This window comes from Arthrobacter alpinus (genome assembly GCF_001294625.1).
Lineage (GTDB): Bacteria > Actinomycetota > Actinomycetes > Actinomycetales > Micrococcaceae > Specibacter > Specibacter alpinus_A.
On the sequence record NZ_CP012677.1, the window covers coordinates 889132 to 900879 of the forward strand.

General features: G+C 61.7%; 14 protein-coding genes. 10 read left to right on the forward strand and 4 right to left on the reverse strand.

Translation table 11 applies throughout. From position 1 onward, the window contains the following. Window positions 1-20 precede the first annotated feature (20 nt). The 3 genes from rbfA (at window position 21) to AOC05_RS20310 (ending at window position 1946) form a co-directional block, all read left to right on the forward strand. A complete protein-coding gene (rbfA, locus tag AOC05_RS03815; RefSeq protein WP_062005818.1) occupies window positions 21-455 on the forward strand; it encodes a 30S ribosome-binding factor RbfA in 435 nt (144 codons plus the stop codon). Window positions 456-999: 544 nt separating this feature from the next. Next, entirely contained in the window at window positions 1000-1365 is a 366-nt protein-coding gene (locus AOC05_RS20305) for an arylsulfotransferase family protein (protein WP_062005820.1), read from the forward strand. Next, a complete protein-coding gene (locus AOC05_RS20310) occupies window positions 1362-1946 on the forward strand; it encodes an arylsulfotransferase family protein (RefSeq protein ID WP_062005822.1) in 585 nt (194 codons plus the stop codon). The genes AOC05_RS20305 and AOC05_RS20310 overlap by 4 nt, the downstream gene beginning before the upstream one ends. A 135-nt stretch (window positions 1947-2081) precedes the next feature. On the opposite strand, the gene AOC05_RS03830 is transcribed toward AOC05_RS20310, so the two are convergent. The 4 genes from AOC05_RS03830 to AOC05_RS03845 all read right to left on the reverse strand — a co-directional run bounded on the left by AOC05_RS03830 (window position 2082) and on the right by AOC05_RS03845 (window position 4603). Next, window positions 2082-2555, reverse strand: coding sequence for a ScyD/ScyE family protein (locus AOC05_RS03830; RefSeq protein ID WP_231687175.1), 474 nt, complete (start codon window positions 2553-2555; stop codon window positions 2082-2084). A gap of 225 nt (window positions 2556-2780) precedes the next feature. Continuing rightward, complete coding sequence (locus tag AOC05_RS03835) at window positions 2781-3131, reverse strand: hypothetical protein (RefSeq protein ID WP_157374892.1); 351 nt, start codon at window positions 3129-3131, stop codon at window positions 2781-2783. 274 nt (window positions 3132-3405) lie between these two features. Continuing rightward, window positions 3406-3714 (reverse strand): hypothetical protein, encoded by a 309-nt coding sequence (locus tag AOC05_RS03840; protein WP_062005828.1) that lies wholly within the window; start codon window positions 3712-3714, stop codon window positions 3406-3408. Between the two features lie 139 nt (window positions 3715-3853). Continuing rightward, window positions 3854-4603, reverse strand: coding sequence for a hypothetical protein (locus AOC05_RS03845; protein WP_062005830.1), 750 nt, complete (start codon window positions 4601-4603; stop codon window positions 3854-3856). A 125-nt stretch (window positions 4604-4728) separates the two neighbouring features. On the opposite strand from AOC05_RS03845, the gene truB reads away from it, so the two are divergent. From truB to AOC05_RS03880, 7 genes are all read left to right on the forward strand, one after another. Then, a complete protein-coding gene (gene truB, locus AOC05_RS03850) occupies window positions 4729-5676 on the forward strand; it encodes a tRNA pseudouridine(55) synthase TruB (protein WP_315899776.1) in 948 nt (315 codons plus the stop codon). Between the two features lie 26 nt (window positions 5677-5702). After that, window positions 5703-6077 (forward strand): hypothetical protein, encoded by a 375-nt coding sequence (locus tag AOC05_RS03855; RefSeq protein ID WP_222440075.1) that lies wholly within the window; start codon window positions 5703-5705, stop codon window positions 6075-6077. Further along, window positions 6074-6508, forward strand: a complete 435-nt coding sequence (locus AOC05_RS03860) for a hypothetical protein (protein WP_062005834.1) — start codon at window positions 6074-6076, stop codon at window positions 6506-6508. Before AOC05_RS03855 ends, AOC05_RS03860 begins: the two co-directional genes overlap by 4 nt. Next, window positions 6505-7743: a GNAT family N-acetyltransferase gene (locus AOC05_RS18720; protein ID WP_082357746.1), complete on the forward strand. Its 1239-nt coding sequence runs from the start codon at window positions 6505-6507 to the stop codon at window positions 7741-7743. Before AOC05_RS03860 ends, AOC05_RS18720 begins: the two co-directional genes overlap by 4 nt. A gap of 57 nt (window positions 7744-7800) precedes the next feature. Continuing rightward, complete coding sequence (locus AOC05_RS03870) at window positions 7801-8739, forward strand: bifunctional riboflavin kinase/FAD synthetase (protein WP_062005836.1); 939 nt, start codon at window positions 7801-7803, stop codon at window positions 8737-8739. A gap of 167 nt (window positions 8740-8906) precedes the next feature. Beyond that, a complete protein-coding gene (rpsO, locus tag AOC05_RS03875; RefSeq protein ID WP_044579107.1) occupies window positions 8907-9176 on the forward strand; it encodes a 30S ribosomal protein S15 in 270 nt (89 codons plus the stop codon). 328 nt (window positions 9177-9504) lie between these two features. After that, the gene (locus AOC05_RS03880; protein ID WP_062005838.1) at window positions 9505-11745 is read left to right on the forward strand and encodes a polyribonucleotide nucleotidyltransferase; all 2241 of its coding nucleotides are present in this window, start codon (window positions 9505-9507) and stop codon (window positions 11743-11745) included. Window positions 11746-11748: the final 3 nt, after the last annotated feature.

Consider the following 11748-nt stretch of genomic DNA (forward strand, 5'->3'; position numbering starts at 1 on the left):
TTCCCTTTAAGGAGATCATCATGGCTGATTCAGCCCGCGCCGCCAAACTGGCACAGCGCATCAAAGTTGTCGTGGCGGAGGCTCTCCGTCGTACAGTCAAGGACCCTCGCGTTGAAGGCCTCACGGTCACCGATGCACGCGTCACCAACGATCTGCAACACGCGACCGTCTACTACACGGTCTTTGGCGACGAGACTGCCCAGTCCGAAGCCAAAATCGGCTTGGAACGTGCCAAGGGTGTGCTGCGTGCCGAGGTTGGCAAGAACATCACCGTCCGCCTGACCCCGACACTGGAGTTCGTGGCGGATGTCATCCCGGAGAACGCCGCCAACCTCGAGGCCCTGCTGCGGGTGGCGAAGGAGCGTGACGCCCAGCTGGCACAGCTCTCCGCCGACGCCGAGTTCGCCGGTGATGCGGATCCTTACAAGAAGGACGAGGACGACGCCGAGGCCTAAAAACTTCGCGCTAGCGTCCTGCGACAGGGGGCATGGAACAGACCCCAGGGTCTGTTCCATGCCCCCTGTCGTGGTAGCGGATGCACAGGCCAAATTCAGGAAGTTCCACGGACTTCCCTACCACCGGGCCGTGACCATGAATCATGGAATCCGAGGCGGTTGACATAAAAGGCCCGGGGGAAACACCGGCACAGGTGAAGGGGTACCCTGGATGCAAGGTGCAGTTTCCAGACGGGGGTTCCTATTTGGCGCCAGCTTGATGGGGGTAGGCGGGTTGGCCGCAGGCACTGCCGTCGCAGATGGGTGATTTCCGCCGAACGGACGCCCCCAGCGTCTTCCCCTCGGGATCGACGACACCGCCCACGGCAACCACAGCTATCCCCGACCGCCGCTTTGTCAGTACCAAACTGATCACCACGCATGCCAGCAGCTAGAAGTCCTCGCCGACCGGAAATGGATTGCCTTTCACTGCGACGCAAGGCGACGGCTCCAACGGCCTGATCTTGGACAATAAAGGCGTCCCGTATGGATCGAGCCCACAGGTGTGGGCATCACGGATCTTCGCGTCCAGGAATTTGAAGGCAAACCTGTGCTCATCTACTGGGCCGGGACGGGGATCGGCGGCCACGGCGAGGGCTCCGGGACCATCTGGGGCACCTCCTACAAGGAGGTGCCCCAGGTCAATACGGGTAACGGTTTGAAGTCCGACCTCCATGGATTCCGGTGCACGGACGCCGGAACAGTCCTCATGATTTCTTACCCCACCATTCATTCGGCGAGACTTGAGCGCGTGGGGGGAACGCCAGCGGGCTATTTGTTTGCCTGCCATGTTCAGGAAGTGGTGGTGCGCACGGGGAGTCCCAGCGCCGAAGGTTCCAGCGCTGCGAAAGCCTTGACCGTTACCATGTGAATTCAGTGGACGACGACGGCAACACCCTTTTGGTCTCGGCCCGGAACACCCACGCCCTGTACCTTCTGGAGAGGGCAACTGGAAAACTCGTGTGGCGCCTGGCCGGCAAGCAAAGCGATTCTTCTGTGGCGGACAATGCTGCGTTCGCCTGGCAGCACGACGGACGCCGCCGTTCCGTCACCGAGGTTATCGTGTTTGACAACCACTATGACAAAGGCAGCGCTAGCACTTCCCGCGGCCTGTTGCTGACCATTGACGAGAGCGCCCGAACCGCGGTACTCAAGGCCGAATATGCCAATGCCGGCAACGCGGCAACGTCGAAGGCAACGTTCAAGTACTGCCCAACGGAAATATCCTCGTGGGTTGGGGAGCAGACCCGGCTGCCACTGAGTTCACCGCTGAGAGCGAGGCCATCTTTGAGGCGGTGGGTTTGGGCAACGCGTCGTACCAGGCAACGGGTCCTCCATTGCCGTGTTCGTCAGCTGGAACGGGTCCACCATCGTGGCCTTGTGACGGATATCAACCGGAGATTCCCTCAGCACGTTGACGGTGCGCAAGAGCATTCCACGGCGAGGATTTGAAACACAATTTGACGTTGCCAACGCCAGCCACGTGCTTGTTGAAGCCCTTGACGACGGCGGGGCAGTTCTTTCCCGTATCGCCGTCGTCACGGTCTAGCCGGCCCAGATCCGGGCGGCTTGCTGTCGTTGTCTTTCCTATCGCAGCCGCATGGTCATCAATTTCCCCCCGGTCTCCGCGAGGGCATAGGTGACCTTGCCATCGTTGACGACGCTGACGCCGTCGCCCATCAACTGGGCAATATAGATGGTGTTGTCATAGCTCACGGCAATCCCTGTGGGTGCAGCCAGCCCCTCGGCAATGAGTTGGGTATTGCCAGTGAAGAGATTTGCCCTGTAGACCTTGCCAACCCCCAGGCTTTCGCCCGGGACACCAGGCAAGGCGGAGTAATATATCCAGCTGCCATTGACTTCAACATCTGTGGGAACTGCCTGGGCGCAGTACTTGAGCCCCACCATGCACTCAGGAATCATCATGCCCACTTCGCTACCCAGGGTGATGACTGCGGCGTCAATGATGATGGGTTCAGCAGGCAGTGACTTGATGAGTTTCACATAGCCGCTGTTGGAGACAAAGACGATGTTGTTCGCACCGGCGTCACCGACGATCACCCCGCCCCACACAGGTGGACTCGAATAAGGATGCGAGAAAACCTCACCCTTGCTTTGCAGGAACGAGCCTGGCCCAGACATTCGGGGGATGCGTCGCGAACTCCATAGACAGTGTTGCCGTCGGGGTTGTTGGCGGCCTCAAACTTGCTCAGGTCGGTGATGGTGCGGGTCCTGCCCTTGTAATCGATGCTCATGAGCCGGGTGGGCAACAGTGCCGCGCCCGGCTCAGGACCTTCGCCTTTGATCGTTGTTGAAGTAGTACGTGGTTCCAAAGCCATAGGAGACGCCGGCAATCTCCTGTCCGGGGGCACTGACCACAACGGTCTTAGCGCCCGGAGGTGAGATACTTCTCAGCTGTCCTGCGAAGGCCTCGGCCACCAGATAGTTGCCGTGCGGGCCGAAAGCCACCTTCAAGGGGCTGATCAGCTGCGATGCCACCTCGGTGGCGGGCGGGGGGTAAGGATTGTGGCCGTGATGGCCGCCTGACTGGTTTCCAGAGTGCGCCAAGGCAGGCCCGGTAGTCACGAACATGGCAAATACGCATGCGGCAGCGATAGCTGCAATTCTTGACCCCATAGTGTTCCCCTACGGGGTGGCCCGGTGATGACAGGCGGATCGATCGAAACGGAACCGTAGCGGCCATACGGTGGAATCTGCAAGCCTTGAAACGGGACACCCTCAAGCGGGTGGACTGGATTACAACCCCAGTATCAGCTCTCCACGCAACAACGCCTGCGACAGTGCACGGCGAGTAGCCCCAGCCTAAAACTGCGGCGTGCCAAGGTCAACACACATTTGGCCGCTAGCAGCGTTGACCTCCGCTCGTGGAGACAGCATGCCAACCGTTTACCTACAGCGGACCAGGCATCTGCACAGCAACCGCAGTCACCACGTCAATGAACACCGATGTCCGAATGCGCACGGAGGATTCAGTCTGAACACGCTGTACGAGCGCCTCGGTGATACCGCCAACAATGATCAAGCTGGCCAGCTCACTGGGGGCGGAAGCGATCAGGCCGGCAGCGGCAAACCCCTCAAAGGCGCAGTCAACCGCCGCGGCCAGGCGGCGAAAATTGGGCCGTCGCTCCTGCTCAAGTGCCTCGGAGACGCCGCCCGCCTCGACCTGCAGCTCCCGTGCCTTCCGCTCGTCCCGAACCAATCGCCAGGCTCGGGTCGCATATGAGGCGCGATTCGGCTAGCCCCAAGAGGCCGGAAACGCATAGCAGCGGTTTGTCCGCATACCCGGTGCTGGACAGCAACGGGTATGCGGACAAACCGCTGCTATGCGGAGAAGGGTCTTACTTGCCCCAGGTGATGGGGTTGTCGCGGAACTTGTTGTCCTTGTAGTTTTCGGTGTTGAAGCCGCTGCCGTCCATGGAGCTACTGGTGACGGCATCGCCGGCGGGCGCCAGAAAGACTGTGCAACTGGTCATGGAGGACCCAACTACCAAGGTGAAAGCATCGTCCTTGCCCTCGGTTTTGAAGTCGCTGCTCTTGCACTGGTCCATGGTGCCGAACACGATCAACTTCTGCGCTTCAGTGCCGTCCTTGAGGTGGCCGTCAATGCGCGGCTCGCTGATACCAGCGCTGGGCGCGCTCAATGAGGTCAGTGTGAACTCGGTGAAAACGTAGTACGGCGTCTGGCCTGCGAACTTAGCGGCGTCCTTGAAGGAAGCCAGGTCAGCCTCGGTGCCGGCAACAATCTTCGTCACGGCCATGTTGAAGGTGGCTTCGCGGTACTTTTCGGTGCCCTTTTCGCCGGAGTTGGTCTGGGTCAAGGCCATTTCGCCCAACTTCAAAGCGGTACCGGGAGCTGTCAGGGTGCCCGGTGCGGCTGCGGCCTTGTTTGTGGCCGGTGCCGTCGAGGCTGTGCTTTCATCGCTGGCGCGATCATCGGCAGCCTTGCTCGTCTGCGATGCAGCGGACTCCGTACCGATCGGCTTCGGCGCCTCAAGCGTGCCGCAGCTTGTCAAGGCAACGAGGAGGGCCGCGCTGGCCCCCACCGTGGCCAATGCTTGCTTACGCTTGAGTGAAAAAGTGTTCTTCATGGTTCCCCGTTTTTAGTGATGAGCGTTTATCGAATATCTCTATTCAGTATACTAATTGGTTTTCGCAACCCTCGCGATGGGGACTAGTGCCCATGGAATCCCCGCAGGCCCGATATACTCCAATAGTGCTTTCTGGACTGGTAATAGTTGACAAACCGCAGGGATGGACCAGCCACGACGTGGTTGGCCGGATGCGAAGGCTGGCAGGGACCCGAAAAGTGGGCCATGCCGGCACCCTTGACCCCATGGCTACGGGAGTTTTGGTGGTCGGTGTCAATAAGGCCACCCGGCTACTGACCTACATTGTTGGGACCTCAAAAAGCTACGACGCCACCCTTCGGCTCGGTGCCACCACCGTCACAGACGACGCTGAAGGTGAACTAACTCACACCATAAGCACGGCCGCTGTCACCGAACATGCCATTCGGGCCGGAATTGCCGCGCTGTCAGGACCCATCACCCAGGTGCCCAGCAGTGTCAGCGCCATCAAGGTCAACGGTGAACGTGCTTATGCCCGGGTACGTGCCGGCGAGGAAGTGAAACTAGCTGCACGCCCGGTCACTATCCACTCCTTTGACGTCCATGAGATACGCCGCGGACACCACGAATCCGGGCCCGAGTACATCGACGTCGACGTCACGGTCGAGTGCTCCTCTGGCACCTATATCAGAGCGTTGGCACGTGATCTTGGTGCCGGACTCCACGTGGGCGGCCACCTGACCGCATTGCGCCGCACCAGTGTGGGCCCCTACTCCCTGGAACAAGCACGCACCTTGGAGCAACTGGCGGAAAACCTTCAGATCCTGGACATCGCCGACGCCGCCCGGGCACTCATGCCGGTCCGTGAACTGAGCGCCGAGGAAGCCACCGAGCTCTCCTTTGGCCGCCGCATCCCTGCCAGCGTTGATGGCCTGCACACCGCGCAGAAACCGGCAGCAGCCTTTGCCCCCGACGGAACGCTTGTGGCGCTGCTGGCCGACGCCGGAAAACATGCCAAGCCGGTCTTGGTTTTCCCGCCGGATCCGGCCACGGCCACCCCGGCCGGGACTGACCGCCAGGAGCGGGCCCAGTGACGATTGACGGCTGGTTCATCGCAGGCATGATCGTCGGGCTGGCCTCAACCATCATTTGTGTTCTCGCAGCGGTGATGAAGAAGAAACCCAACGACGTCACCCTTCTGGCATTGGCCGCCGTCGAGCTTTTCATTGTGGTCTACGCCGTGGCCTCGATCATCAGGCTGGCAACAGGTGAGCACCTCGTGGGGGAGGCTTGGGAATTCTGGGGCTACATGCTCACCGCCGCCGCACTGCCCGTCGCGGGGTTCTACTGGGCCATGATGGAGCGGACCTACTGGTCCAACTACGTCATGAGCGCAGTCGGTGTGACAGTGGTTGTCATGCTGGCGAGGATGGCACAGATTTGGTACGGCACCGGGCTTTCGGTGCAAGGTTTGCAACAAGGAATTGGATCATGAAGAAAACGCTTGACCCCGCTACGGACCAGCCGACAACCGGGCGAACCTCGGGGGCGGGGCGTCTGCTGATCACCGTCTACGGGGTTTTCGCCATCTCGGCCACCGCCCGTGCTGGCTACCAGATTGCCACACATTTCCTGGACGCCCCCGTGGCCTACCTGATGTCGGCGTTTGCCGCGGTGGTGTACATTGTGGCCACCATATCGCTAGCCAAGCCGGGGCGCACCTGGGCCAAAGTTGCCACGGTCGCCATCTGTATTGAGCTGCTGGGTGTCCTGGTGGTGGGTGCGCTGAGCCTCTTCGACGCAGACGCCTTCCCCCACGCCACGGTGTGGAGCATGTTTGGCCGCGGCTACGGCTTCGTTCCCCTGCTGTTGCCGATCGTTGGCCTGTGGTGGTTGTATCGGCACCGTGCCGTGGCAACCAAATGAGTACGCCTGTCGCGACTGAATCCCTGGCGCTTTCAAACAGTACGACGCCGAACCCTGCCCTAGGCGACGGGCGCACCTCCCTGCGCCGGTTCACAGCGGCCGACGCGCAGGCCTATGCGGGCATCAACCGTGACCCGCTCAACGTCAAATGGACTGGCTCCGATGCCACCATGACGGCGCAGGACGCTACCGCCCTGATTGGCGGCGAGCTGGCCGACGGCTGGAACTCCGGCTCCTCCCTGCGTTTTGCCATCACCGGACCCGGTCCTGGCGGCGCCATTGTTGGCACCACCAGCTTGCAAAGTGTGTTCCGCCCGGCGGACGGTGGCGGGTCCGCCTCCGTTGGCGTGAAGCTTGCAGAAGGTGGGCGGGGCCACGGCCATGCCCGCCGCGCCGTGGAACTGCTGTGCGGCTACGCGTTCGGCACGCTGGGACTGGAAGTCCTGCACTGGCGGGCCACCGTGGGTAACGAGGCAAGCCGCAAGCTGGCCCTCGGTTCGGGGTTTGTCCTAGCGGCGGAAATTCCCGGCTACGGCCACGTTGATGGCAAGGTGGCCGACGGTTGGCTGTTCACCCAGACGGCCACACAATGGCAGAGGCACCTTGACGGGCAGCGGGCCGAGCCCGAACCCGCCGCGAGCGTCCTTGCCGTGGCTGCCGTAGTGCCGCGCCTGAGTGACGGATCAGTGGTGCTGCGAGAACTCGCTGATGCCGACGCCGGGCAGCTGGTGCTCAACTGTGTCGATGAGGAAGCTATCAGGTGGACCACTGTTCCGCTGGGCTACACCAGCGAGCACGCCAGCTATTTCATCCACACGATCACCGCCGATGGCTGGCGCACGGGGGAAACATTGACCTTCGCCGTGGCGGACGCAGCCACCGACCAGCTCCTGGGCACCGTGGACCTGCAGTGCAAAAATCCTGGGGCCGCCTCCATCGGCATCAATTTTGGCGCCCATGCACGCGGCACAGGGGCTGCCGAAAAGGCAGTGCGCCTGCTGGCGGACTATGCCTTCAACCAGCTGAACCTCAGCTACCTTCACTGGCACGCGCTGGCACCCAACTGGGGGAGCCGGAAGCTCGCCTGGAGGCTGGGCTTCACCTTTGACGGGGAGATCCGGGGCGACTACAACGACAGGGGTACACCGGCAGACCGCTGGATACTCTCACTGGCAGCAGGCGACGCCCGCACACCCGTGGCGCCGTGGGATGGCCCAGCCCCGCTGACGCGGTAATCTTGAAAAGTCTTTTCATGGCCATCATGACACGTAGGGAATTGGTGAGGAACAGCAGTGCACATTTGGAACTCCTTGGATCAAGTTCCGTCCGGGTTTGGCCCCAGCGTGGTCACCCTCGGAAACTTTGATGGCCTGCACCGCGGGCACCAGCAGGTGTTGGGCCAGGTGCGGGACATCGCTGCCGGGCGTAACGCCAAGTCGGTGGCATTGACCTTTGACCCGCATCCGGCACTGGTGCACCGCCCCGATTCCGCCCCCGGCCAGATCATGGGGTTGGCGGACAAGCTTGCCGCCATGGAGGGCATCGGCTTGGACGCCGTCCTGGTGATTCCCTACACCCTGGAGTTTGCCGCGCAGACTCCTGAAGAATTTGTCCGCAACGTCTTCGTGGACACCCTCGGCGCCTGCACCGTGGTGGTGGGCCACGACGTGCGGTTCGGCAAGTCCAACACTGGGGACCTGACAACCATGGTGACTCTGGGCGCCCAACTGGGGTTCGACGTCGTGGTCATCGACGACGAAGGTCACGACCGCCGCTGGTCCTCGACGTGGGTGCGGGAAGCCCTGGACAAGGGTGATGTGGACACCGCCGCCCAGGTGTTGGGCCGCTGGCACAGCATGAGCGGGGAAGTGGTGCACGGCGCCGCCCGTGGTCGAGTCCTGGGATTTCCGACGGCGAATCTCTCCCCGGACGCCTGTGGCAGCATCCCGGCCGACGGCGTCTACGCCGGCTGGCTCAACGATGAACTCGGACATCGCTGGCCAGCGGCGATCTCCGTGGGCTCTAATCCCACCTTCGAAGGAGTCAACCGGCAGGTTGAGGCTTTTGTGATTGGCCGGCCCGAGGAACCCATTGAGGCCTTCAACCTGTACGGCCAACACGTGGTGGTGGAGTTCGTGAAACGGCTCCGTGGCATGGTGGCCTACACCGGCCCGGAGGCCCTCATTGAGCAAATGCACAAGGACGTGCGAGAAAGCCGCAATATTTTGTAGCATCGGCGCATGAGTGTTTGCTCACCTCACTTCGACTTAACGCCGTTCCCTGCCGTAAACTTAGGGATTGAATCCGGCTGCAGTCCGTGGTGGCTGGATTCCGCCGTGTTCTTGGTTACCCAGGAGCACTGTGACACCGCGTTCACGGCACATCCAAGGAGTTACTTGTGGCACTTGAAGCCGCTGTAAAGCAAGAAATCATGCAGGCATTTGCAACCAGCGAAGGTGACACTGGTTCGCCTGAGGTTCAGGTCGCAATGCTCTCACGACGCATTTCAGATCTGACCGAACACCTGAAGATGCACAAGCACGACCACCACACCCGCCGTGGCCTCATGGGCCTGGTCGGTCGCCGTCGTCGCCTGCTCGGGTACCTGAAGGACACCGACATCGCACGCTACCGTACGCTCATCGAGCGCCTCGGCCTGCGCCGCTAGTAGGACCGTGAGGCGGTCTCTCCCAGACACTGGGGGAGGCCGCCTTTCACAGTGTTGACACGAGGCGTGTCGATGCTACCCGTGCCGGGCGCGTTCGTGGCTGGCACAAAATATTGGCCTTATGGAAGCTGACCCTTCTGCCGCGCATTCGCGGTCCTCGGTAGTGGTCTCCGGGAGAAGCCTTTGGGCTTGTACCCGTGGACCTCGATCGAAGACCGGGTGTAGTACAGCCCTTCACAGCAGGATTCGGTGGAGTGTCTGGGATGGTGGCGGGCAATTCCTGGCCAAGTTTGTAAATACACCTACAAAGAAATGGAGGTGACTCTCTATGGAGGGTCCCGAGATTCAGTACGCAGAGGCCGTTATCGACAACGGCCGTTACGGCAAGCGCGTTATCCGCTTTGAAACCGGCCGCCTTGCACAGCAGGCAGCTGGCGCCGCGATGGTTTACATCGACGAGGACACTGTTCTGCTGTCGGCCACCACGGCCGGCAAGCACCCACGTGAAGGCTTTGACTTCTTCCCGCTGACTGTTGATGTGGAAGAGCGCATGTACGCCGCTGGCCGCATCCCAGGCAGCTTCTTCCGCCGCGAAGGCCGTCCCTCAACGGAAGCCATCCTGGCCTGCCGTTTGATGGACCGCCCGTTGCGTCCGGCCTTCGTGAAGGGTCTGCGCAACGAAGTCCAGATCGTTGTCACGGTTCTGGCCATCAACCCGGACGTCCTGTACGACGTGGTGGCCATCAACGCCTCCTCCATGTCAACGCAGCTCTCCGGGCTGCCGTTCTCCGGCCCGATCGGCGCCGTCCGCGTCGCCCTGATCGACGACGGCAAGGGCCCGCAGTGGGTTGCCTTCCCGAAGCACTCCGAGCTGGAAAACGCCGTGTTCAACATGGTTGTTGCCGGCAAGGTCAGCGGTGACGACGTCGCCATCATGATGGTGGAAGCCGAAGCCACCGACAATTCCTGGAAGCTCATCAAGGAACAGGGCCACCAGGCCCCCACCGAAGAGGTTGTTTCCGAGGGTCTGGAAGCGGCCAAGCCGTTCATCAAGGCACTCTGTGAGGCACAGGCAGACTTGGCAGCTCGCGCCGCCAAGCCGACCGTCGAGTTCCCGGTCTTCCTTGACTACCAGGACGACGCCTACCAGGCCGTGAGCAAGGCTGCAGAAACCAAGCTGGCAGCAGTGTTCACCATCGCCGACAAGCAGGAGCGCGACAACGCCTCCGACGCGTTGAAGGATGAGACCATTGCCGCGTTGGCAGCCGATTTTGAGGGCCGCGAGAAGGAACTCTCTGCAGCGTTCCGCGCAGTCACCAAGCACGTGATCCGTCAGCGCATCCTCACCGAGCAGGTCCGCATTGACGGCCGCGGCCTGACGGACATCCGCCAGCTCACCGCGGAGGTTGAAGTTTTGCCTCGCGTCCACGGCTCCGCCATCTTCGAACGCGGTGAGACCCAGATTCTGGGTGTCACCACCTTGAACATGTTGAAGATGGAACAGCAGATTGATTCGCTGAGCCCGGTAACGCGCAAGCGCTACATGCACAACTACAACTTCCCGCCGTACTCCACCGGTGAAACCGGCCGCGTGGGCTCGCCCAAGCGCCGCGAAATTGGCCACGGTGCCCTTGCCGAGCGCGCCCTCATGCCGGTGCTGCCCTCGCGTGAAGAGTTCCCTTACGCCATCCGCCAGGTGTCCGAGGCGTTGAGCTCCAACGGCTCAACGTCCATGGGTTCTGTATGCGCATCGACCTTGTCGCTGCTCAACGCCGGTGTGCCGTTGAAGGCTGCTGTTGCCGGCATCGCCATGGGCCTGGTCTCCGACCAGGTTGACGGTCAGACCCGTTACGCGGCTCTGACCGACATCCTCGGCGCCGAAGATGCCTTCGGCGACATGGACTTCAAGGTTGCAGGTACCTCCGAGTTCGTGACGGCCATCCAGCTGGACACGAAGCTCGACGGCATCCCGGCCTCCGTCCTGGACGCGGCCCTGAAGCAGGCCCGCGAGGCACGCTTGCACATCCTGAGCGTGCTCAACGCCGCCATTGACGTGCCGGACGAGCTCTCCGAGTTCGCGCCCCGCGTCATCGCGGTCAAGATCCCCGTTGACAAGATCGGCGAGGTCATTGGGCCGAAGGGCAAGATGATCAACCAGATCCAGGAAGACACCGGCGCTGACATCTCCATTGAAGATGACGGCACGGTATACATCGGTGCAACGAACGGTCCCTCTGCCGACGCCGCTCGTTCAGCGATCAACGCCATCGCCAACCCGCAGATTCCGGAAATTGGCGAGCGTTACCTGGGCACAGTTGTCAAGACCACCACGTTTGGCGCGTTCATTTCGCTCACGCCCGGCAAGGATGGCCTGCTGCACATTTCCGAGCTGCGCAAGCTCGCCAATGGCAAGCGTGTTGACAACGTTGATGACATCGTCGCCGTCGGCCAGAAGATCCAGGTAGAAATCACCAAGATCGATGACCGTGGCAAGCTGTCCCTCTCCCCGGTTGTTGCCGAGGACGAGAACGCCCCGGAAGAGACTGTTTCCGAAGGCGCTGCTGAGTAATCT